Annotated in this window: 18 protein-coding genes and 1 pseudogene; 5 read left to right on the top strand and 14 right to left on the bottom strand. The window is 56.5% G+C overall.

What is annotated here, in order from left to right; translation table 11 throughout:
* Window positions 1-222: 222 nt before the first annotated feature.
* From B4923_RS06380 to rpiB, 4 genes are all read right to left on the bottom strand, one after another.
* Window positions 223-1,077, bottom strand: coding sequence for a sugar phosphate isomerase/epimerase family protein (locus B4923_RS06380; protein ID WP_109053523.1), 855 nt, complete (start codon window positions 1,075-1,077; stop codon window positions 223-225).
* 119 nt (window positions 1,078-1,196) lie between these two features.
* Window positions 1,197-3,191: a transketolase gene (gene tkt, locus B4923_RS06385; protein ID WP_109053524.1), complete on the bottom strand. Its 1,995-nt coding sequence runs from the start codon at window positions 3,189-3,191 to the stop codon at window positions 1,197-1,199.
* On the bottom strand, window positions 3,178-4,158 hold the full coding sequence (gene tal / locus B4923_RS06390) for a transaldolase (RefSeq protein WP_109053525.1): 981 nt from the start codon (window positions 4,156-4,158) through the stop codon (window positions 3,178-3,180). Before tal ends, tkt begins: the two co-directional genes overlap by 14 nt.
* Window positions 4,159-4,171: 13 nt before the next feature.
* A complete protein-coding gene (gene rpiB / locus B4923_RS06395; protein WP_109053526.1) occupies window positions 4,172-4,651 on the bottom strand; it encodes a ribose 5-phosphate isomerase B in 480 nt (159 codons plus the stop codon).
* Window positions 4,652-4,983: 332 nt separating this feature from the next.
* On the opposite strand from rpiB, the gene B4923_RS06400 reads away from it, so the two are divergent.
* The 3 genes from B4923_RS06400 to B4923_RS06410 all read left to right on the top strand — a co-directional run bounded on the left by B4923_RS06400 (window position 4,984) and on the right by B4923_RS06410 (window position 8,617).
* Window positions 4,984-6,744, top strand: a complete 1,761-nt coding sequence (locus tag B4923_RS06400) for a dihydroxyacetone kinase family protein (RefSeq protein ID WP_109053527.1) — start codon at window positions 4,984-4,986, stop codon at window positions 6,742-6,744.
* Window positions 6,735-7,514, top strand: a complete 780-nt coding sequence (locus B4923_RS06405) for a triose-phosphate isomerase family protein (RefSeq protein WP_109053528.1) — start codon at window positions 6,735-6,737, stop codon at window positions 7,512-7,514. The genes B4923_RS06400 and B4923_RS06405 overlap by 10 nt, the downstream gene beginning before the upstream one ends.
* 140 nt (window positions 7,515-7,654) lie before the next feature.
* The gene (locus B4923_RS06410) at window positions 7,655-8,617 is read left to right on the top strand and encodes a sugar-binding transcriptional regulator (protein WP_109053529.1); all 963 of its coding nucleotides are present in this window, start codon (window positions 7,655-7,657) and stop codon (window positions 8,615-8,617) included.
* Window positions 8,618-8,718: 101 nt separating this feature from the next.
* Here B4923_RS06410 and B4923_RS06415 read toward each other — a convergent pair whose 3' ends face one another.
* On the bottom strand, window positions 8,719-9,192 hold the full coding sequence (locus tag B4923_RS06415; RefSeq protein WP_109053530.1) for a YjjA family protein: 474 nt from the start codon (window positions 9,190-9,192) through the stop codon (window positions 8,719-8,721).
* A gap of 242 nt (window positions 9,193-9,434) precedes the next feature.
* Here B4923_RS06415 and B4923_RS06420 point away from each other — a divergent pair, with 242 nt between their 5' ends.
* Window positions 9,435-10,316, top strand: a complete 882-nt coding sequence (locus tag B4923_RS06420) for a DMT family transporter (protein ID WP_109053531.1) — start codon at window positions 9,435-9,437, stop codon at window positions 10,314-10,316.
* Between the two features lie 17 nt (window positions 10,317-10,333).
* Here the strand turns inward: B4923_RS06420 and B4923_RS06425 are convergent, their stop codons facing one another.
* The 3 genes and pseudogenes from B4923_RS06425 to B4923_RS21255 all read right to left on the bottom strand — a co-directional run.
* On the bottom strand, window positions 10,334-11,128 hold the full coding sequence (locus B4923_RS06425) for an SDR family NAD(P)-dependent oxidoreductase (RefSeq protein ID WP_109053532.1): 795 nt from the start codon (window positions 11,126-11,128) through the stop codon (window positions 10,334-10,336).
* A gap of 266 nt (window positions 11,129-11,394) precedes the next feature.
* Entirely contained in the window at window positions 11,395-12,024 is a 630-nt protein-coding gene (locus tag B4923_RS06430; RefSeq protein WP_342752512.1) for a LysR substrate-binding domain-containing protein, read from the bottom strand.
* A gap of 93 nt (window positions 12,025-12,117) precedes the next feature.
* Window positions 12,118-12,333, bottom strand: a pseudogene (locus tag B4923_RS21255) (helix-turn-helix domain-containing protein); the annotation flags it as partial.
* A 93-nt stretch (window positions 12,334-12,426) separates the two neighbouring features.
* On the opposite strand from B4923_RS21255, the gene B4923_RS06435 reads away from it, so the two are divergent.
* The gene (locus B4923_RS06435; protein ID WP_109053533.1) at window positions 12,427-13,494 is read left to right on the top strand and encodes an SDR family oxidoreductase; all 1,068 of its coding nucleotides are present in this window, start codon (window positions 12,427-12,429) and stop codon (window positions 13,492-13,494) included.
* A gap of 224 nt (window positions 13,495-13,718) precedes the next feature.
* Here B4923_RS06435 and B4923_RS06440 read toward each other — a convergent pair whose 3' ends face one another.
* The 6 genes from B4923_RS06440 to B4923_RS06465 all read right to left on the bottom strand — a co-directional run bounded on the left by B4923_RS06440 (window position 13,719) and on the right by B4923_RS06465 (window position 23,673).
* Complete coding sequence (locus B4923_RS06440; protein WP_109053715.1) at window positions 13,719-15,074, bottom strand: tetratricopeptide repeat protein; 1,356 nt, start codon at window positions 15,072-15,074, stop codon at window positions 13,719-13,721.
* Between the two features lie 63 nt (window positions 15,075-15,137).
* Window positions 15,138-16,571 (bottom strand): VasL domain-containing protein, encoded by a 1,434-nt coding sequence (locus tag B4923_RS06445; RefSeq protein WP_109053534.1) that lies wholly within the window; start codon window positions 16,569-16,571, stop codon window positions 15,138-15,140.
* 45 nt (window positions 16,572-16,616) lie between these two features.
* Entirely contained in the window at window positions 16,617-20,114 is a 3,498-nt protein-coding gene (tssM, locus tag B4923_RS06450) for a type VI secretion system membrane subunit TssM (protein WP_109053535.1), read from the bottom strand.
* A gap of 24 nt (window positions 20,115-20,138) precedes the next feature.
* On the bottom strand, window positions 20,139-21,563 hold the full coding sequence (tssA, locus tag B4923_RS06455; RefSeq protein WP_109053536.1) for a type VI secretion system protein TssA: 1,425 nt from the start codon (window positions 21,561-21,563) through the stop codon (window positions 20,139-20,141).
* Window positions 21,564-21,574: 11 nt separating this feature from the next.
* Window positions 21,575-22,135, bottom strand: a complete 561-nt coding sequence (vasI, locus tag B4923_RS06460; protein ID WP_109053537.1) for a type VI secretion system-associated protein VasI — start codon at window positions 22,133-22,135, stop codon at window positions 21,575-21,577.
* Window positions 22,135-23,673 (bottom strand): sigma-54 interaction domain-containing protein, encoded by a 1,539-nt coding sequence (locus B4923_RS06465; protein ID WP_109053538.1) that lies wholly within the window; start codon window positions 23,671-23,673, stop codon window positions 22,135-22,137. The genes vasI and B4923_RS06465 overlap by 1 nt, the downstream gene beginning before the upstream one ends.
* Between the last annotated feature and the right edge of the window lies 1 nt (window position 23,674).

The raw sequence follows: 23,674 nt of genomic DNA on the forward strand, positions 1-23,674 counted from the left end.
CTTATGTTAAACACATAACAACATATATATAAAAAACCATGTGCGACGTTAATCACACAATATGGATTTTTCCATTTTCCATAATTTTCCAGGACAATAACCGACCGGTTTTCATACCATTCTTAAGTATGAAAAAAATAATCTCCGATATTCAAAGAGAAAATATTGCGCCCATAAGCTCGCTTTTTTTGCGAAGAATTTAATCTCAGGCGCGATTTTTATTTACTCATCCTGCAAAGCGTAACCAAGCCATTTTTCCAGCATCTCGCGAGACTGAATCAGAACCTCAAGGCTCCGCGCGGGATCAATGGGCGAATCACCTCGCACAGGATAGCTGTCGCGCTGGCGATGCATTCGTAACGGAATTTCCAGGCTACAGGGAATCGCAAGGGCGGCCAGCTCTTTCAGCATCGGAACGTAATTCAGTTGCCCATACCCCATCGGCGTGAAATGCACTTCGCCATTGCGAACTTGCAAATCTTTCAGATGGCAGTGCTGCGCCCCCGGCAACATAGCAATAGCCTGCTCGATAGGGTCCACGTCTGGGCAAAGCGAAACGATATTACCCGCATCAACGTTGAAAGCCACCGCCGGACTACCGACGGCTTCCAGCAGCGCAAAGCCATCGTCGGCCAAACGAAAAACGTCATAATTCGGATCGCCGCCGTTTTCCAGGCAGATAACGCAGCCATTTTCACTGGCGATAGGTGCGAGTTCGCGCAGATTGGCGATAATCCGCGCCCGATCGGCGCTTCTGCCGACACAAATATTTATCCATTTTGCGCCAATCATATTGGCGAAGCGGATACGGCGGCTGAATTGGGCAACCGCATCCACGGCCCCTATATTCATCGTCGCCCCCAGCGAGTGCGTGCGTAGCTGGTGTTTTTCCAGCAGTTCACGAATATGCCGGGCGTTGTCTTCACCAAAAAGCGCCGGCGGCATATCGCCAACGTAGCCCTGGTTGTAGGCCAGTTCTACATAACGAAACCCGGCTTTTTTTATCGTGCTAAAAGCGACGTCCGTTTCCAGACCGTCGAACATCGCGGTATTCACTCCAATCACAAGCTTGTTCATGCTGATCCTTCCTTACTTGTCGTAACAGGGCTGCCAGCGTTATGTTTCTTGCTTTGCGATCCTGATAAATCAGCCCGTGTTTATCAGGATATCTGCATCCAGAGCGATCGGAGACTGACTTACGTCAGCAAAGCTTTCGCTTTTTCCACCACGTTTTCTACCGTAAAACCATACAGCGCGAACAGTTGCTCGGCCGGGGCCGACTCACCGAAAGTGGTTATCCCAACGATGGCGCCGTTCAGGCCCACGTATTTGTACCAGTAGTCGGCGATACCCGCTTCAACCGCCACGCGCGCAGAGACCGCTTTCGGCAGCACGGATTCGCGGTACGCCGCATCCTGCCTGTCGAACACGTCGGTGGACGGCATGGACACCACCCGCGCCTTCACGCCTTCGGCAGACAGTTTGTCCCACGCGGCAACCGCCAGCTCGACTTCAGAGCCGGTAGCGATGAAAATCAGCTCCGGCTGGCCGGCACCCTCTTTCAGCACGTACCCGCCGCGGGCGATGTTCGCCAACTGCGCTTCGGTACGTTCCTGCTGCGCCAGGTTCTGACGCGATAGAATCAGCGCTGTCGGGCCGTCCTGACGCTCCACGCCGTATTTCCACGCTACTGCGGATTCCACCTGATCACACGGACGCCAGATGCTCAAGTTCGGGGTCATGCGCAGGGAAGCCACCTGCTCGACCGGCTGGTGGGTCGGGCCATCTTCGCCCAGACCGATGGAGTCGTGGGTGTAGACCATCACCTGACGCTGTTTCATCAGCGCCGCCATACGCACCGCGTTGCGGGCATATTCCACGAACATCAGGAAAGTGGAGGTGTACGGCAGGAAACCGCCATGCAGGGAGATACCGTTCGCGATAGCGGTCATACCGAACTCGCGCACACCGTAATGGATATAGTTACCGGCGGTATCTTCGTTAATCGGCTTAGAACCGGACCACAGGGTCAGGTTAGACGGCGCCAGATCAGCGGAACCGCCGAGGAACTCAGGAAGCCAGGGGCCGAACGTTTCAATCGCATTCTGCGATGCTTTACGGCTGGCGATTTTCGCCGGGTTAGCCTGTAGCTTAGCGATGAATTCGTTCGCTTTCGCGCCGAAGTCGGCCGGCATGTCACCCTTCATACGACGGGTAAATTCAGCCGCTTCCTGCGGGAACGCTTGCGCATAGGCCGCGAATTTCTCATTCCAGGCCGCTTCTTTCGCCTGACCGGCTTCTTTCGCATCCCACTGCGCGTAGATGTCAGACGGGATTTCGAACGGCGCATGGTTCCAGCCCAGCACTTCACGGGTCAGGGCAATTTCCGCGTCGCCCAGCGGCGCGCCGTGGGCGTCATGGGTGCCGGCCTTGTTCGGCGAACCGAAACCGATGATGGTTTTACACATCAGCAGCGACGGTTTGTCGGTCACGGCGCGGGCCGCTTCTACCGCACGTTTAATCGCTTCAGCATCGTGGCCGTCAATACCGCGCACCACGTGCCAGCCGTAGGCTTCGAAACGCTTCGCCGTGTCGTCGGTGAACCAGTCCTCAACGTGACCATCGATGGAGATACCGTTGTCATCGTAGAACGCCACCAGTTTACCCAGCTTCAGCGTACCGGCCAGCGAGCACACCTCGTGCGAGATGCCTTCCATCATGCAGCCGTCGCCCATAAAGGCGTAAGTAAAGTGATCGACGATATTGTGGCCCGGACGGTTGAACTGCACCGCCAGCGTTTTTTCGGCAATCGCCATCCCCACCGCGTTGGCAATCCCCTGCCCCAGCGGCCCGGTGGTGGTTTCCACCCCAGAGGTGTAACCCACTTCCGGATGCCCCGGCGTTCTGGAGTGCAACTGGCGGAAGTTTTTCAGCTCAGACATCGGCAGGTCATAGCCGGTGAGGTGCAGCAGGCTGTAAATCAGCATGGAGCCGTGACCGTTGGACAACACGAAGCGGTCGCGATCGGCCCAGGACGGGTTCTGCGGATTGTGGTTCAGGAAATCACGCCACAGAACCTCGGCGATGTCAGCCATCCCCATCGGCGCGCCCGGGTGGCCGGATTTGGCTTTCTGTACCGCATCCATGCTCAGCGCACGAATAGCATTAGCCAGCGTCTTACGCGATGACATTCGCCGCCTCCTGTTTTGCCAGCAGTTCGCTCAGCATCGATTCCAGTTTCTCCTGATCCTGAGCAAATAAACGGATACCTTCAGCCAGCTTATCGACAGCCATAGGATCCTGATTGTGCAGCCAGTAAAACTCGGCTTCGGTCAGCGGCGACGGCGGTACTTCGCCTTTCAGCGGAGGCGCCAGCGCAACAACGAGATCGCCGTCCATCTGGTTGAGCTTTTCCAACAGCGCGGGGGCAATCGTCAGGCGATCGCATCCGGCCAGAGCGATAATCTGTTCCGTTTTACGGAAGCTCGCGCCCATAATAACCGTCGGGTAACGGTGTTTCTTGTAATAATCATAGATATTGCGGACGGAGATAACGCCCGGATCGTTTTGCGGGTCTGCATCTCCCAGCAGATTATGCTCGCGATACCAGTCGTATATTCGCCCGACAAACGGTGAAATCAGCCATACGCCCGCTTCGGCACAGGCGCGCGCTTGCGCAAATGAAAATAACAGCGTCAGGTTACAGTGGATACCTTCACGCTCCAGCTCTTCCGCCGCTTTAATCCCCTGCCAGGTCGATGCCAGTTTGATCAACACGCGAGAGCGATCGATACCTTCTTCTTCATACAGACGAATCAGCTTGCGCGCTTTTGCCACGCATAAACCACGATCAAAGGAGAGGCGGGCGTCAACTTCGGTAGATACTTTGCCCGGCACCTGACGCAGCAATTCCAGACCAATGTTAACCGCCAGTTTATCGCTGGCGTTGATCAGACGCGTCTGCGCCGTGCCGCCCTGCGCGCAGGCCCACGCAATGGCCTGCTCGATGAGCGGGCGATAAAGCGGCTGCGCGGTGGCTTTCAAAATGAGTGACGGATTGGTTGTCGCGTCTTCCGGATGATATTCGCGAATAGCGGTAATATCGCCGCTGTCCGCGACGACAGTTGTCACTTCTTTGAGTTTTTCCAGAATAGTCATCGCGATGGCTCCTTTATTTATCTACCCGGGCCGCACCGTCCGGGTGAATGAGCGTTTCGTAATAATCGATACGTTTCACCTTCGGTCCGGAACGCCCGGCTTCAAACTCGGCGGCAAGCCAGGCGTCGACCAGCATTAACGCCAACTCGCTCCCCACCACGCGAGCGCCCAGCGTCATGATTTGCGCATTGTTGCTTTTGCGGGCGCGCTCGGCCGAGTAAACATCATGACATTGCGCCGCACGAACGCCGGGAACTTTATTGGCCACAATCGCCATACCAATACCGGTACCGCAAAACAAAATCCCGCGCTCAAATGTGCCCTCGCGTATCGCAGAAGCCAGATTGAAGGCGATGTCCGGATATATTTGGTCATTGCCCGCCACGTCGTGGCTAAAGTCGACGACCTCAATGTCTCTCTGTTCCAGATGTTCTTTCACCAGGTTTTTAAGTCCGGTAGCAGCGTCATCTGCACCGATTGCGACTTTCAACATATTTTTTACCTCATGGATTACAGTGTTCGCATTGAACTTATGCTCAGTAATTGCTCATGTGATTGGCTCGAACTGGGATTCCTGATCGCAAAACCGAACTAAAGTTCACTGCATGTTCGTATGTAATAATGTTTAGCAAGAAAAACGCAGCTAAAAAAGAGGAGAATACACAAAAAATCGCTTTATTCATCAAATCACGACCATGATCACAAATCCACCCACTGAACATTTGATTGATTCAAGTGATCTGCTAGCGTTCATTTGTGATGGTTATACAAAGGCCAGAAAATGGCGGCTGGGGTAATAAATGCAAATCATCTGGAGAAGAAAAAATGACCTGGATTTTTAACCGACCGTCAGACTTCGCGAAAGAAATGGTGGCGGGATTTGTCAGTGCGCATGCCTCAATGGTGCGGCAGGTTCCTGGCGGCGTGGTGCGTAACACGCAAAGTAAACCGGGCAGCGTCGCTATCGTCGTAGGCGGCGGGTCAGGACATTATCCCGCGTTCGCCGGACTGGTAGGTCAGGGGCTGGCCCACGGTGCGGCGATGGGCAATCTTTTCGCCTCTCCTTCCGCCCAGCAAATCTGCTCCGTTGCGCGCGCCGCCAACAACGGCGGCGGCGTACTGTTGATGTTCGGCAACTATGCCGGTGATGTGCTGCATTTCGGTCTGGCCTGTGAACGTTTACGCGCCGAAGGCATTCCCTGCGAAACCATCGCCATCACCGATGATATTTCCAGCGCGCCTCTCGCCGAAAAAGAGAAACGTCGCGGCGTGGCCGGGGATCTGGTGGTGTTTAAAGCCGCTGCGGCAGCGGCTGAACGCGGTGATTCACTGGCCGATGTACTGGCCATCTCCCGCCGCGCCAATGAACAAACCCGCTCACTGGGTCTGGCTTTTAGCGGCTGCACCTTCCCCGGCGCGGAACATCCGTTATTCACCGTTCCGGAAGGGAAAATGGGCTTCGGCATGGGGATTCATGGCGAACCGGGCATCAGCGAACTGGACACCGTATCGTCGGGCGAACTGGCGCGTATGCTGACCAGCGCCCTGCTGGAAGAGCGCCCGCAAGCCATCTCACAAACCAAAGGCGCGCGCCTGGGCGTGATTATTAACGGCCTTGGCTCGGTCAAATATGAAGAATTGTTCGTATTCTGGCATGACGTTCAACAGCGGTTACAGGATGCGGAAGTGGTGATTGCCGATGTCCAGATCGGCGAGTTTGTCACCAGTTTCAATATGGCCGGGATGTCGATGACTTTCGTCTGGTTTGATGACGAGCTGGAAGCCCTGTGGCTCGCTCCCGCCACTACGCCAGCCTTTAGCCGCGGTTCCGTACTGCCGCACAAACCGCTCGATCCGTTACAGTTGGAACAAAGCGGCGCGGTAAAAATTCCGCAGGGCAGCCCGGCATCGAGAGAAGCCGCCGTCAAGGTCATGAAGATGATTGACGCCGTGGCGCAAACCGTTATTGATCATGCCGAAGAGCTGGGGCGCATTGACGCCGTGGCCGGCGATGGCGACCACGGCATCGGTATGGAACGCGGGGTTGTCGCCGCGCGCGTCGCCGCAAAAAATGCGCTGGAACAAGGCGCCGGAGCCGGTACTTTACTGCAATTCGCCGCTGACGCCTGGGCAGATGAAGCTGGCGGTACGTCCGGAGCAATCTGGGGCGTTATCCTGAATACGCTGGGCATCACTATCGGAAACAACGAAAAACCGGATGCCGCGCAGGTTGCGCTGGCGGTATCACAGGCTTGCTCCGGGGTGATGCACTTTGGCAAAGCCAAGCCTGGCGACAAAACGCTGGTCGATGTGCTGCACCCCTTTAGCCAGGCGCTGAGTGCTGCGGCCGACGAAGGATTATCCCTCACGGACGCCTGGCGCAAAGCTGATCAGGTGGCACAGCAGAGCGCGAAAGATACCGCACAGCTGTTACCTAAAATTGGCCGCGCACGTCCACTGGCGGAGCGCAGTCTCGGTACGCCGGATGCCGGCGCGGTATCGCTGGCGATGATCATCACCACAGTGAGCACCTGTATGACCGATAAAACCGAAACAGAAGAGACCCGGGAGAACGTATGTCCCTGAATCTGGTCATCGGCACCAGTCATAAAACCTATTTTGGCTACCGGCAAACGCAGAACTGGTGCCGGCAGGTCGCTGACATATTGCGCCGGCAACCGGCAGAGTTGACCACGCAATTGCAGCTGTTCACCTTTCCCGCCATGCCTGCGGTGGCGGCGACGCTGCAATACTTTACCGGAACGACTATGGCAACGGGGGCGCAGAATATCTGCGCTGCCCCACCCGGCGCATGGACTGGCGAGACCAGTGCGGCGATGTTGCAGGAAATGGGCTGCCGCTATGTAGAACTTGGTCATGCCGAGCGTCGCCGCCATTTCGGCGAAACAACGGAAATCATCAATCAGAAAATTGATATGGCCTTTGCAAGTTATCTCACCCCGGTCATTTGTATCGGTGAAGATCGGCAAATGAGCGCCGAAGATGCCGCCATTTTCGCCATTAACCAGACGCAGGAGCTGCTGGCGCATCGCGGGGAGACGCCCCTGCCCCCGGCGATTTTCGCCTGGGAGCCGCAATGGGCCATTGGCGCGCCGCACCCCGCCAGCGATGAATATATTCGGCATGTCTGTAAGGCGTTGCGCGCGCATTTGCATCAACATTACGGCCCACAGTTTCAGGTTATCTACGGAGGAAGCGCTGGCCCCGGCTTGTTGAGCCGTCTGTGGCCAGATGTTGACGGGGTTTTCCTCGGACGTTTCGCACACCAGCCTCAGGCCTTCGCGTCGATTCTTGAAGAGGCGCAGAAAATCATCACCAGCCACTCAGGAAACTGATTTACGTTTCTGATGCATGTGACGGGGCAACATGCCAGCCCCGTCGCGCTTACCGTGCTTGAGGCAAAAACATTTCTGATATACTTTCAGCAAATGTTCACGCCCTAAACATTAATCTACTGCATGGAGAAAGCAGCCGCATGGAAAAATCGAGCGCGTCCCGGGAATATGAGTTACTCACCGAGATTGCTGTCGCCTACTACTGTGATGAGGTGACGCAGGAGGAGATTGCCAATAAATTTGGTTTTTCCCGTATTAAGGTCGGACGCTTGCTAAAACGAGCAAAAGAAGAAGGGATTGTCGAGATCAACGTCCGTTACCACCCGATTTTCAGTACACAACTCGAAAAGCAGCTAAAAGAACGCTTTCCCATCACCCGCGCGCTTATCGCGCTGGACCATAACGACGAAGAAGATCAGCGTCGTCAGGTTGCCACGCTGGTATCAAGCCATCTCAATAATATGTTGAAAGATAATGTCGTGGTGGCGGTTGGACAGGGCCGCAATGTAGCTGCGGTGGCGGAGTTTTCCGGCACCATCCAGGAGCGCGATTGCCGCTTCATCTGCGGCATCGGCGGCACTCACCGGCCAGGCGATATCATCAACGCCGACCATATCAGCCGCCTTCTGGCGAAAAAGTTTGGCGGTAGTAGCGAATCACTGTACGCCCCGGCCTACGTTGAGAACATTCGGTTAAAAGAGTTGCTGCTGCAAAACGGCACCATTAAGGAAACGCTCGACCGCGCGCGCAAAGCCGATATCGCTCTGGTGGGCATTGGCGACATGAATGAAGAAAGCTATATGGTGAAGCTGGGCTGGTTCACTCCGCAGGAGATTAACGATGCCAGTCTTACTCAGGGTGTCATCGGCGATATTGCCGGTTACGATTTCTTCAATTCCCGAGGGGAACATGTGAACACCGTCATGGATAACCGCGTGATTGGCCTGAGTGTTGAAGAGCTGAGACAGATCCCCTGCGTCATCGCCATCGCTTCTGAAAATACCAAAGCAATGGCGATTATGGGTGCGTTGCGCACCGGCGCAATTGATATTATTGCAACCAGTGCACGTAATGTCCGTACCATGTTAAATATGAGCCAGTAACCAACCGGGCTTGCATTCTTTACTGAGATCATATCGTTGATAAGATGACGTAGTGACGAACGTCTGGTCATCACCGCCGGCCCTTAAAAAGAGGACATTGATCAGGAAATAAAATTTACACTTTGTTTTAATACCAGATCACACGCCTTGGTTTTAACCTTCTCGGCCAAGGGAGTATTCCCGATATTATTCAGGTTCAACAGCTTGCCATCGCTGGTATTCAGAAGACCGGCCAGCCCTTGCGTATAGTCGGTCTGTTGTTGTGTTTCCTGCTGGGAAGTAAGGCCAAGCTTATCCCACAATTGGTTTTTGATGTTTTCTGTATTGGTTGCTGAAACCAGTTTTTGCTTCACACAGTATTGCAGAATCCCAGCAGCGTTGTTCATATTGCCCGCGCTCAGCGTCTGATTGCCGCCATTGAGCAGCCCCGTCAATCCACTCAGGCCTCCAGATGAAGAACTATTCTGACCTAATTGGCCAACCGCACTGGAAAGCGAATCCTGCAAACTTGCCGCCTGAACGTAGCCTGCCAGCATAAAAATTGCCAAACCACCGGCACTCATGATTGATTTCATTACACTCTTACTCTCTATTTGACCGACATACAGAAAAAAATACCGCGTAGTATCGTACTTAAAAAGCGGAAGGCTCTGCATTTTTCATATTCCACGATTTAAATTAACTACCGCGCCTGCCGGGCTTGCTAAACCGTTCATCTCAGGGTAGAGCCGGCAGCTATTTAGAATTTAATTCATGCTTTTTTTTGAAAAAAAGATCAGGATAATTAGAACACTCTTTTGAAGCGGTCAAACACATAATGTTAAGCCAACAACGGCGCGCGGATTTGCTATTAGTGGCGACGACACTAATAGCCAGTTTTGGATGGATTTTCTCCAAGGAGTCTCTCCGGGGAATGCCCACATTTGGCTTTATCGGCCTGCGTTTTTTACTCGCAGGCATATTCCTGCTGCCTTTTTGTTTTCAGCGGCAAAACCATCTCCCCTTATCAAGCATTCCCGGCATCATCGGTGTGGGCTGTTTGCAGGCGCTGTCAATATTACTGTGGATCTATGCGGTATCGCTCAGTAACGCCCTGGGGGAAGGCGCCTTTATCATGAGCCTGTCCATGCTGTTTGTGCCACTCGTCGCCTGGGCCATGTTCAGACAATCGCCATCACGTCCTTTTTGGGAATCCCTGCCTCTGGCGATGATAGGGCTGGCCTTACTGACGTTAACGCAAGGCTGGCAGGTCTCTGTCAGCCAGTGTTGGTTTCTTGGCGCAGCGTTAGCTCAGGCGGTGTATTTTTGTGTCAATAGCCGCTATGCGCGAACAATACCCGTGCTGCCTTTAACCTGCATTCAGCTTTTTTGTACCGGAACCTGCGGCTTGATAATTTCAGGGGGCTATGAAATATGGCCCGCCACGATTGACGGCAACATTTGGCTGTGGTTCGTATCCAGTGCGATTCTCGCCACTTCGATACGTTTTTTATTGCAAATAGCCGGTCAAAAAAGAACCAGCGTGGCCAATGCTGCCATCATCATGGTATTGGAGCCGGTATGGACCGTCCTGCTCTCCGCCCTCTGGTATGGAGAAAAGATGCCCGCACAGAAGGCGCTGGGCTGTATCCTGATATTGTTCGCGTTGGTGCTGTATCGCGGTCGGCAATACCTGTTACTCAAGAAACTAAAAACCTGACGGATGAGACTCCCCGGTCAGACGATATCGTCAATGACGCCGCCATCCACACGCAGCGCGGCGCCAGAGGTCGCCGAGGCCTGCCGGGAACAGACATAGACCACCATATTGGCCACTTCCTCGACCGAAGCCGCGCGCTGGATAACAGAACTGGGGCGATGGGTCATGACGAATTCGCGCGCCAACGTCTCCAGCGGCTTTCCACTGCGCTCCACCTCTTCCGCCATCATATCGGCAAAACCGTCGGAAAGGGTCGGTCCCGGCAATACGCTATTAACCGTCACACCGCTGCCGGCCACCCGCTTGGCAAGTCCGCGGGAAAGCGACAGCTGTGCGGTCTTGGTTACACCATAATGAATCATATCGGCCGGGATATTACGCGCCGATTCTGATGAGATGAACACCACCCGCCCCCAGCCTTTAGCTATCATAGCCGGCAGTAACGCACGCGCCAGCCGCACGCCTGACATCACATTTGTCTGCCAATAGCGTTCCCAGGTCGCGTCATCGGTATCAAAAAAATCCTGCGGACCGTAGATCCCGGCGTTGTTGACCAGGATGTCGATATCGGGTAGCTCAGCGATCAGCTTTTCTACGCCAGAGCTTGCGCTCAGATCGGCGGCAATGCCGCCGATCTGAGCCTGCGGATATAAGGCGATCAGCTTATCTTTCGCCCTGGCTACGCTATCGGCGCTACGGCCGTTGAGTAACACACGGGCGCCGCATTCGGCCAGCCCCTGGGCAATCGCCAACCCGATGCCTGCGGTGGAAGCGGTGATCAATGCGGTCTTACCAGATAGATCGATTTTCATATACGGATACTCCATTGGTGAATCATGATTCGACGGGATGCCCCGTCGTCCGGATTGCGGTAACCACAACGTAGTCAACATTATGTGATTGGGCAAAAAAAAGTCTCAACACCAACACATGATCCGTGGCGTTGTCGGGCACGTCGCTATGTACCGCTAGCCGATACTGACAAACAGCCGTTTCCAGTCATGCCGCTCCTCTAAATGCAGCCTGCACGCCGTGGCTGCGCGCCTTTATCGATTATATTGCCGAGCAATTGGCGCATTCACCGAATACGCAAGTGAGTCTCAAGCAACTGCGCCAGAACATTAACCTTCGGCGTCAGCTGCCGTGCAACCGGCCATAGCAGATGGAGTGGCAGCCCGTCGGTCGCCCGTTCTGCCATGATCTCCACAAGGCTGCCGGCGCGCAAATCATCCTGCACCAGCCAGGTCGCAAGCTGAGCGATGCCCAATCCCTCGCGCACGTAAGCGAGCTGGGCTTCGGCATCGCTGGCGACAATACGCGGGCGCACGAAACATTGGCCGACCTCGTCGTTGCCAGACGCATATAACCAGGGAGACTGCGTACCGTCGGGCCGACCGTAGGCGATGCAATCGTACTCCTGCAATTGCTCAATCGTGGCAGGCATGCCGCATCGTTCAAGATAGCCCGGCGCCGCGCAGAAAATCAGACGCTCGCTGCCGAGGTAGCGCTGTGCGAGCGAGGGCGGAAAGTGTGACGGGCCGCCGATGCGTACGGCCAGATCGATGCCTTCCTCTGAGAAATCGACGAAACGATCGGAGAACGTCAGGTGCGGACGAACATCCGGATACAACGTGGAAAAGCGGAGCAGCACCGGCATCACGCGGAGCCGTCCAAACGATGCGGGTAACGCCACGCGGACGGTGCCCATTGGTTCTCGCCTTTGCGCGGCGAGCGTGGCCTCCGTTTCGGTGAGCGCCTCGAGGATCTTCGTGCAGGTTTCGTAGTAGGCGCGTCCGGCGTCAGTGAGTTTCAGACTGCGTGTCGTTCGCTCGAACAGCACCACGCCCAGACGACTCTCGAGCCGGGCCACGCTTTTGCTCACGGCAGAGCTGGTGAGATTCAGCTGCTGCGCGGCCGCTGTGAAGCTGCCGGCATCGGCGGCACAAACAAACGGGACGATGCCTTTGAGCCGCTCGGTAGGAAAAGCCGCGGGTGATTGATGAATTATATTCTTCAATTGATGGAAATCTTATCGTGTCCGGGAAATATTGTCTTCAGTATGATGGGCACATAGTATGAAGTCCACATGATCCAGAGCGGGAGTCATTGCATGAGCAACAAAGCACTTATCGTCGGCGCCAGCGGCATCATCGGCGGCGCACTGGCGGAACATCTTCTTGCGCGCGGCTGGACGGTTTACGGGTTGTCGCGCGGGCGTAACGCGGTGGTGCCGGGCTGTCATCCGGTCATCGCCGACCTTACGGATAGCGAGTCCGTCGCAACCGCGGTGGCAGGGCTGGACATCAGCCATGTGTTCCTTACCGCGTGGTCGAGACAGGCAACCGAAAAGGACAATATCCGCGTCAACGGCGCGATGGTCCGCAACGTCCTCGAACCGCTCGGACGCACCTCGTCACTAAAGCACGCGGCGCTGGTAACCGGTCTGAAACACTATCTCGGCCCGTTCGAGGCCTATGCATCGGGAGCCGTGCCGGTCACGCCGTTTCGCGAGGAACAGGGCCGTCAGCCGGTGGAGAATTTCTACTACGAGCAGGAAGACCGGCTTTTCGAAGCGGCCAACCGCTACGGCTTCACCTGGAGCGTGCATCGCCCGCATACGGTTATCGGGTTCGCGCTCGGCAACGCAATGAACATGGGGCAGACGCTGGCCGTTTACGCCACGCTATGTAAATACACCAATCAACCCTTCGTCTTCCCAGGATCGGCGGCGCAGTGGAACGGCCTCACGGACATGACCGATGCGCGCCTGCTCGCACGACACCTGGAGTGGGCATCGACCAGCGAGCAGGCGAAAAACCAGGATTTTAACGTGGTGAACGGCGACATCTTTCGCTGGAAATCGATGTGGTCGCAGTTGGCCGATTACTTCGGCATCGAAGCCGCGCCATTTGACGGCGTAATGCGTCCGCTGGAAGGCCGGATGCAGGACGCCGCGCGTCAATGGGCCGATATCGCGGCGCAGCATCAACTGAGGGAATCACACATCGAACGGTTGGCGTCGTGGTGGCACACGGATGCCGATCTCGGACGTCCGATGGAGGTCGTGACTGACATGACGAAGAGCCGCAAGGCCGGATTCCTCGATTATCAAAGCACGCCGGATGCGTTTTTCGATCTGTTCGAGCGGCTGAAGGCGAAGCGTCTTATCCCGGCATAAAGCGTCGCGACATGGCAGGTTAAAAAAATTAACACGGCCCCTTTTAGGGAGCCGACTTTAACGCCATGGGTTCCACGGAAATCCATGGCGTTTTTATTTCTAATTTTTTATTTCTAATTTTTTATTTCTAATTTTTTATTTCTAATTCTTTATTTCTAATAAGCTTTATTTCTAATAATATGCCCCCAATATGGTGTTAACGTCAGCAAGACGCGTTGCGGGCGTTATTCTGTTTTTCCCGATGACCAATGCATGGCGAGCCGCTGCCCGGCTTTGATTTCATCAGGCTGCATCGTCGCTTCCAGATCGTTACGGGCATGAATGGCTTCAATCATCCCCTCGGTCGCCGCCATGGAGTACCAGGCGTAAGCATGAATACGATTACGGGAAGCGCCAAGCCCATCCTGACGCATGATGCCCATACGATATTGCGCCATCCGATTACCGCCGTGGGCGGCCAGACGATATTGCTTCAACGCTTCGGCATAATCCTCTTTGCCGCCCTGACCCCAGCGCAACATTTCGCCATAGGCCAGTCGGGCGTCGATATCCCCTGCCGCGGCGGCTTTGGCATATTCGTCACGCGCACGGGCCAGCTCATTTCGCTTGAACAGCCAATCACCCAGTTCACGCTGGGCGAGGATATATCCGCCGGACGATGCCTGCACAAGATAATGCTCGCGTTGTTCGTGGCTGGTTTGCAACTGACTGAGCAAATAGTTTGCCTCACCCGATCCGCCAGCGGCGGCGCGCTCCAGCCAGTAACGTGCTTTTTGCTCATCCCATGGCAACCGCTTGCCTTCCCGGTACGCTTTACTCAACCATAGTTGCGCGTCGGCATCCCCTGATGACGCCGCTTTCTGATACCAGCTCAGCGCGTTTTCGCCATCTTCATGACGAGCCATCCACAACTGCGCTTGTGGTTGCCCCTGCGTGGCGGCGCGAAAGTACCAGCGCTCAGCCAAATCGCGTCGAATCACAACGCCGTTACCCTGCTCATAGCGCTGCGCCAGTTGATACTGTGCGTCCCGGTTACCGAGTTCGGACGCTTTATGCAGCCACGTTACCGCCGCCTTTTCACCACCGGCGAGCGCGGCATGCCACTGCGCCACAACGAGCTGCGCCGGAGAGTAGCCATTTGACGCAGCCGTCTCAAACGCATCAAGACAGCTGACGGTCAGCTTGCCCTGATGCTGCGCCTGACAATCCGTACCCAGCCGATATCCCGCCTCGCCATTTCCCAGACGGGAGGAGGTTGTCCACCACTGACGGGCAAGAGGGAGATTCTTTGGCTCGCCGAGTCCGGCCTGATACCAATCCCCGACCTGAAGCGCGGCGACAGCACGAATGTCCCGACTGCCGGACTGCGCTGACGCCCCACCCACCTTCTGCATCCATTGCATGGCCTCGGTATAATGCGCGCGAGCCGCAAACTGTTTCGCCAGTTGATACTGCGCGGCGCTATTTCCCCGATTCGCCGCAGCCAGTAATTCGGCGTCGGACATTGAAGCCACCGGCGTCTGGCATGACGCGAGCCAGCATGTCGACAATACCGTCAATAATCTCTTATATTTCATCATATTATTGCTGCCAGTCATTATCCATCGTCAGCGTTGCGGGAAATTGATTCACTATGCTGTTCGTCAACGGGCGGCATCCCCTTGCTGCAAGCGATACAGGCGAATATTGAATGAACGCAGCTCATCCTCAATACCGCGTAATTCCGCCGGCGTCAGCGGCTGACGCTTCGTTTTACGAGCCTCAAGCTCCCGCAGGCGGATCGTGAACGGGACATCCGATATCAGCTCTTTTTGCATGTCATAGAGCTTTGATTTCAGATACGAAATGGTTACGGTGCGCCGTTGACGCTCAAGCTCAAGCAGTTGCTGCAATGTGTCATTCACGCTGGCGCGCGCCTGCTCATAGCCCGTTATCCGCGGCTGATCCCCTTGCTGACGATCCAGAGAAAGCTGCCACTGGCGCTCCATCTCTTTCACGGCCAGCGAGTCCGGATAAAGCTGCTGCATGACATTTTTCAATCCGTCACCATACTGATACAGATAGAAAGGCGATGCGTTTGTCACCTGCTCCAGTTGCGCCTGATAGCGGTTGATCAACTCACTTTCCATGCCCTGTAGCTTTTGTTCGCCCAGCGCAATCCGCACGCGACGAATATCATTATGGTCGGGCGCGCTCGGCAACGCGTAAGCAGGCTGTTGCAGCAGCGCCTGCGCCTGCGTTTCCTGTCCCTGCCAATATTGCCAGCCTGCGACGGCCGCTACGGGCAGAGCACAGGTCAGAAGCCCGGAGACGAACCAGAACCAGGCCGGTTTTTGCTTCCGATGCGCTTCAATTTTCAATACGGTAGGCTTCATCTGACCTTTCTCCCGCCCAACGAGAATGCTGCCGACAGGCAAAGGCGCCTGATCCGATGCTGAGTGATCGCCACCGTGAGCGGCGGCAGGTTCCATATCCGACTGGAAAAACACCATTGGCGGGATCTGCATGTCCTGCTTTTTCAGCGCCTGCTCGTCCGACACAATCACAATCTCGGTTTCATCAAATAAATGGGTATAGCCTTCAATGAAATGCAGCAGGTTTTCCACGCGAGGGATACGGCTCAGCCCCGCGTTATGCAACTTTTCGCTCATCAGCTGCAACGCGCGTTCGCAGCGATACACCAGCCGTTTGTGTTCATGACTGATGGCGTACTGACGAATAACCTCGCTGATACGGGCAATAAACCAGTCCAGCATTTCGATGCGTGCCCGCTCCTGATGAACGGGCGGCCAGAAGTTATCCCACTGCGTTACGATCAGGTTCGCCAGAAATTCACAGCTTTCGGTAAAGCCATTCAATCCGGCCAACCGCGAGCGCGCGAGCGTAAAGTAGATAGCGGTCTGGAGATCCACCCCCTGCTTTTCAAAGATGGTGGTCGCCATGTCATGCACCAGCCGCCAGTCAACATCCGGCCGAGAAGCATGACTCAGCTTATTAATTTCCGCCCGTAGCGCTTCATACTCGGGCAACATCCGTGGATCCCGCCCCACCTTCAGGGACTGTTGTGCATCTTGCATATCGCGTCATCCAGCAATCGGGAGCCTCATCAGACTCCCTCCGGGTTAATAGAGAGAGTCAGGCAGCCTGAATTGGCTGAACAGCCCGCCGGCAAAGGGGTTATGGCTGGCATCGGTATAAACGCGATACGTCATCGCCCCCTGCTCCAATGAAAAACGCACATCGAAGGTGTTCTCGTTAACCTGCGTAAGCTGATCGCTATTAAGCAGGCGGAACATCGCCCACGGCCCGCTGTAGCTCAAACTGCGCGGTGAACGCTCGCGATCGTCCGGCACCAGCGTCAACTTGCTTTCTGCGCCGTCGCGCATGCTGTTTGGCCACACCAGGGGCGTCTTCTGGCGGCGGCCATGGCTGTATTCCAGCAGTTGACCGTCGAGGTTCAACACGCTGCGACGTTTATTGGCCGTCAGCTCCAGCGGTTCCAGCACGAAATGCACTTCCAGACTGCCTTGCGCATTAAACAAGGTCTGACGAATACGCTCGGCGCGCTCCAGCTGTTTAACCAGATCTGCCGGTATCGACGAGGCACCGCCGTCCTCCAGCATACCGCCTTCCAGCATCGCCTTGAGGTTGCTCTGATAGAAGCTGTCCAGCGTCCCGCCGGCCATGAAGAACAGTTCCATTTCCGACAGCGGCACATCTTTATCAGAGGAAGGATCGAAGGGATAACGGTCCGACAGCTTCTCGTTGAATGGCGTCACCACTTTATCCAACCACTCCTGATTCAGTGACGACATCGCCAGACCGGTAACCAGACTGGCGCTTTCGCTTGCCAGTTGCCCTACCCAGCGATCCAACGGGGCTGGCAAATTACGGGCATACTGCTGTAGCGCGAATACCGGATCGGCAAATTTATTGCCTTGACGAACCTGTACCGCTTTCAGCGCCGCCTGTCCTGGATCGGTCGCATTCACTATCTGATCAAGATAGTGGTAGAGGTCGGTCAGTTTCTGATTGACCTCTTGCACCAGCGGGCCTTGCTCGCCGCGACCGCTGAGTGCCGCATTGACGGTCATAAACGGACGGCCGATGCGCGTATTGATGTTCTGCGTCGTATCGTTATCATCGTCGGCCAGCTTGCGAATCCGGGTGTTATCGCTCACCGTCGTCAACACCCGCTGAAACGGCTGATCGTTGCCGGTGATATCCGTGAGGATGTCCAGCGCCTGCTCCGGGCTTTCCAGCGCCTGTACATCAATGTTGGCCAGCACCTTCTGCCACTGGTTGATGTAGTCGGTGATGTAGCGGTCATTCACCTGACGCAGAATTTCCCGGCGATCCGCTTCACTGAATTGCGCCCGCTCACGCTGTCCCAGCACCCAGGCATCCAGCGCCGTCAACTCCAGCAGCGCCTTATCCTGCTTGAGGTAATAATCACTGAAGCCCGGATACGTCAGCAGGCGCGGAATGCTTCCCGCCTTGTCATTGCGCAGGGAAAACACCGGATCAAACGTGGGCCCCACTTCGTCGTGGATCGCTAAATCCGGCGGCAGCACCTGCGTCGCCTTCATCACCAGACTCTGGTAAACACGCTGATACATCGGCAGCTTGCTGAGCTCGCGCTGGGCCAGCGCAATCGGCTCTTTGAAGGGTTCGAAGGTACTGATGGCAATCGCATCTTTCTGCTCACGGGAATGATGCCAGTCGGTATGCTCGAGAGCATAATCCAGATGTTGCATCAGCTGTTCCTGCACCCGTCCCCGACCGGGGAACGCCTGCTGCCAGCGTTGCGTCATAAACTGTTCTACCAGCGCGCTGTTGCGTCCAGAAGCATCGTCCAACATCCGCATGACGCGCAGAATCGTCAGTTTTTGCTCACTGTTGGCCGGCGCCTGATTCAAATCTTCCAGCAGCCCCTGCATCACCGCCGGTAAAAAGCGTTGATTCAGCATTTGCAGATAGGTGCCTTCAACATAAGGCCCGATCTTATCGCCCTGATACAGGCCGAGATCGGCCAGCAGCGGAGTGCGCTCATGATAATTGCCAAAGGATAACGTGGCGTCGCGAATCAGGTTCAGACGTGGTAACTGCTGATAACCATAGCCCGGTTGTCCTTCCAGCTCGTTCGTGCCGATGAACGCCTGCGCCTTGGTCAATACGTTACGCCCGGCCTCTTCATTAACGCGATAGAAATGGTGCCAACTGCCAATCAGCGCCAGACCGGCGACCAGCATGCAGCCGATACCGATACTCAGCCGACGCCGGCGGTACAGGCTGTGCAGACGGTTTTCCCCGGCCAGGCTCGCTTCCGGGAAGATGACATCCGGGAACAGGCGCTGCACAAAGAAGGTTGTCGATTCACCGCGCATCGCGGTATTAATTGGCTCCGGCAGTTGATAGCGCCGCGAAGCGGACTGCGCAAACGCATCGAACGGCACGCCCTGCTGATAAACCGAACTGGCGTAAACGCCACGAACCAGAAACGCCTGTTCCTCCCCCGTCGTCAGCATTTCCGTCAGCACTTCCGCAACATAATCTTTCAGCCCCGCCAACTGCCGGACAAACGCGAACAGGGTATTGCGTACGCTTCTGTCTGATTGGCTCATCAGCATGTCGGGCAGATTGTCGTTAAGGTGCGTGATCCACTCATCCCAGAAACAATCCAGCTCTTCCAGCCAGCCTTTGCCATGGCTGGCCTGCGGCGTAAACGTCACCCCGAGCACAGCCTGACGCGCTTCACGATTCAGTTGACGGTAGACCTTATCGAATCCGCTCAGCAGATCCAGCCGGGTCAGCGCGATATACAGCGGCAGACGCGTATTGATGTTCACGGAAATTTCCTGCAAGCGCGCCCGCATCACCTGCGCATAGGCTTTACGTTCTGCGACGCCGGCCTGCGCCAGCCAGGAAATATCCAATGTAAGCACCAGACCATTGAGAGGCTGACGGCGGCGGTTTTCACTTAACCATTGCAATAGGTGTTGCCACAACCGCGCATGGCGGTGCCCCAACGCGTCGCCCTCCAGCTCAGGCTGTGCGAGTAACTGCCCACTGGGATCCCAAACCACCGCCGACTCGCCGACCCAACTGCTAACCTGCTGACCCGCCGCGGCATCACGCAGTTCCGCATCCAGTCTGGGGTTCAGTTTGTTCGCCGGATTGGCGCGATGAATCAGGCTGCTTTTACCGCTGCCCGCCAACCCGATAGTCAGATACCAGGGCATGGCATAGAGCGCTTTTCTGCCCAGTTGATGCTGGAAAGTCTCCAGCCAGCGGTCGAGGAACGTCTGCTGGCTATCGACATACACCCGAAGCGGATCCTGCTCAACGATCTGCTGGTCATGACGCTCCGCGCGTAGTTGCCGAACGCGGCGCCATACCCGCCAGGCGCTATAGGCGAAGGCAAGCCACAGCCAGATCAGGGTGAAAACCACCCGTCCGCCGATTCCCTGTAACGGGCGCTCATCGCCCAATGTCAATCGCGGTCCCAGCCACCAGGCCAGCACCAGCACCACGACCCACAAAACCATTCCCAACAGCAGCCAGGAGGGTTTCAGTTTCGGCAACTGCTTACGCAGAAAGGTTATGATTGTTTTAAACATAAGTAACCATTCACTCCGAATGTCTTATTTTTTGCGGGACGCGGCCAGCCGTTCCACACGGCTGACCATACCCGGTTCCCACTGCATCAGGCCCAAGAGCTGGCTCTCCTGCCACAGGTGTTGATAGTGCTGTGCCGCCAACGCCTTCATACCGTCTTCCGCCAGCAGATCCGCCAGCACCAGCTCGGCATAGAAGCGATCGCGGGGCTCTTTCAGGCGACGCATACGCTCGTCCAATAGCGACAGCGCCGCGGCGATCCCTTTTTCATCCCGACAGGCGGCGGCCTCCGTCGCCAGATCGTCCTGTCGCGCACCACCGCCTCTAACAGGCTGGCTGGCTTGCAGCCACTGATTGCATTTGCCCGTCAAAAATGGCGATCCATCGCTGAACGTCAATTCACGCAGTTCTGGAACACGCTGAAGAAACGCGGAAAGCTCTTCGGCGATGGCATGGGCAATGGAGGTATAACCCAGCCGAGACGCCACCGAGGCCGACAGCATATGGCCGTCAAACCAATACGGCGCCAGCGTCAGGCTTTGCTCAATACGTTCCCACAACGCCAGATCGGCCTGTGCCAGCGCGCTGTGATATTCATCCACGCGATCGGGCGAGACCGGCGCCAACTGGGTTTTATTACCGCGGGACGCCATCGGCGGAGTGGTAATACCCGACCAGATGGCATGACGCCGCAACCGGTAGCCGATTGGCGCATCCGGCTGACGTTCAACCAGCAGCGTCGCTACGTTCAACTGCGTCTGCCGCCAGCCGCGCTCATCGGCGGAATTGATCTCCACCGAACCGGCTGGCACGGCGACGCTTTCGCTGACGCTGTCCGCCCCCGTGGACCGGCTGGGGCCGGCGGCCGCGGCAGACGACGGCGTCGTCCCCCGATTCGCCTCTTCCTGCGCCTGCTGACGCTGCCGGGCGCGCTTGAACCCCTGCACCAGTTCATCCACCAAGCCGGCCTTGTCGCCGGCCAGATTGCGCCAACGTTCCGCCACCTGCTCCGCCAACTGATGCAATTGTTCCAACTCAGCCCCGGACGCGCTCTCCGCCATGCGGGGTTGCGCGCTTTCGAAACGCCGGAGAATCTGAATCATCAATCGCTGCTTCTGTACCGGGCTGGCCGGCCAGGCCACCACCCAATACTGTTCCAGCCAGTCGTCCAGTAACATCATTGCCGTCGCCAACGGCGTCGCTTTCGCCGGATGTTGCAGACAGCGCAGCAGTTGCACCAGAACCCGCATATCCTTGGTTCGGCTTTCCAGTAATGTCAGGCAATAACCCGCCACCGCGTTCAGGTCCACCTGGCTGTGCGCCAGCGACCCCAGTTTGACCAGCTCGGTTTCCACCTTTTCCCACCGCGGATCGTCAGCCGCCACGGCCGCCCGCAACATCTCATCAGGCAACGGCGTCAACAGGCGTTTACACCAGGGATGTGAATGCATGCGCGTCTCCTTTACCAGCGACACTGCTGACGCAGCGGCCTTAGTGCCTCGCCCAGTCCGGCAAGCTCAATACGCAAAACGTTGCCGTCAGCGCCGCTCAGTACCAGTTCACGCTGTCCGATCCAGCGCTTTAACGCGTCAATCGCCGGTAATCCGCGCCCGGACTCCAGCAGTTGCCCGCGGTTGCGAACAAACCAGCTATCCGGAACCGTGACGCCATCAAGCTGTGAGGTGACCACCTCCCCAGTCCAGGGTTGACGGAGGATAAGCCTCAGGTGCGTGATATTCGTGGCGCAGCTAATCACCAGAACATTGCCGTCCGCCAACTTACGCGTCAGCGTCATATTGCCGCTGCCGGCTTCACGTTCGAGTTGGAAAGCGCCGCCTGCCGCCGTCTTACCATCCTGCGACGCGATCGCGCCCGAACGTTCGGCTTCACGGCCCAGCGCGTCGTAGCAGGCCAGACGAATTTCCGGCGCCGTCTCATTACGGCACTGTTCCCACAGCGATCGCCAGGCGGGATCGGGAGTGCCCGCCGTCGCCAAAAGAAGCGGAACCATCGTCAGAAACATCAGTTCACCTCCAGTTTTTGGCATTTATGATCGAGCGTGCGTTTCGGAATGTTGAGGCTTTCCGCCACCAGCAGACGGTTGCCCTGAAACTGACGCAGGCGGGCCTCAATAACGGCGGCCTCGTACTGCTGCGTGGCAATACGCAAATCATGAACATGTTGAAAATCGTTCTGCGTCTGCGCCGTGCTGCCCACAAGCCTGTCGCGCAGTTCCGGCGGCAACGCCGCCAGCGACAGCGGCTCCCCGTCCGGCGTATGTGCGCAGGCGACCTCCAGCAGATTCCGTAGTTCCCGCACATTGCCGGGAAAGTCATACCCCACCAGTTGCCTGAGGAAAGTACGATTCAGGGGGCCGACATGTTTCTGGCGCTGATGGGAGAACTGAACGATGAAATGTTCACACAGCAGGCGAATATCATCCGGGCGCTCACGCAGTGGCGCCACCTGCAACAGACACTGGCAGAGACGATGGTAGAGATCCTGACGGAATACGCCTTCGGAAACCTGCTGTTCCAGCGGTTGGTGAGTGGCCGCAATCAGCCGGAAGTCAGAATGGCTTTCCTTGTCCGCGCCGAGTGGGCGGAAGCTATGGGTTTCCAGTACCCGCAGCAGCTTGGCCTGCATCGACTGCGGCATGTCACCCACTTCATCCAGAAACAGGATGCCGCCATTGGCCTGTTCCACCAGCCCAACCTTATTACTTTGCGCACCGGAAAACGCCCCTTTCCGATAGCCAAACAGTTCGCTTTCAATCAGGTTTTCGGGGATCGCGGCACAATTGATTGCAACGAACGGTTTGTCGGCGCAATCCGAACACTGGTGCAACAGGCGCGCCACCACATCTTTACCGGAGCCGGTTTCCCCCTGGATCAGTACCGAAAGGCGATGATTCGCCGCCTGATAAATCTGCTGATGCAGCTCTTTCACCACCGCAGACTGGCCTATCAGCGTGTTTTCCACCCGCTTTTCCCGTTCGCGCCGATGCACGCCTTCATCCTTGATCTGACGTAGCGAATGTCTCAGCGCCATCTGCTCCCGCTGCGTGAACACCAGTTCGCGCAGGAGCGCCAACTGGCGACAGAACGCCTGCCCCAGACGGCCGCAATTCCCGCTGCGATGCAGCGCCTGCAACCGTTCCGGCGTATCCAGCAGCGCCAATACCGCCAGTGGTTTGCCGCTGTCCGACAACAGCGGCTGCGCATGCAGTCCGCAGGACGAGCCGGCAGAGAACAGCATCTGGCGAAATTCACGGTGCTCAATCCGGGCGCCGCCATAAAGAGAATCCCAGGTGCGCGCCTGATTTTTATGCAACGCGAAGGACAGCGGGTGGCTGAAATCATCCACCCCCAATATCAGCGAAACCGGCGTGTTATGTATCCGTCCACTACAGGTCAACTGCCTGCCGCTGACGTCCACCATCCCCAGAAGCATCCCTTGCGGCTGCCAGGCTGCCTGTATCGTGTCCAACAGCCAGTCGCACAGGCCGGCCTCATCACGTTGCCGGGTAAACGCAAGCACCAGCTCGAGGGCTTGTTGCATA

Origin of the sequence: Brenneria roseae subsp. americana (assembly GCF_003115815.1) — a bacterium.
GTDB classification, from domain to species: Bacteria; Pseudomonadota; Gammaproteobacteria; order Enterobacterales; family Enterobacteriaceae; genus Brenneria; species Brenneria roseae.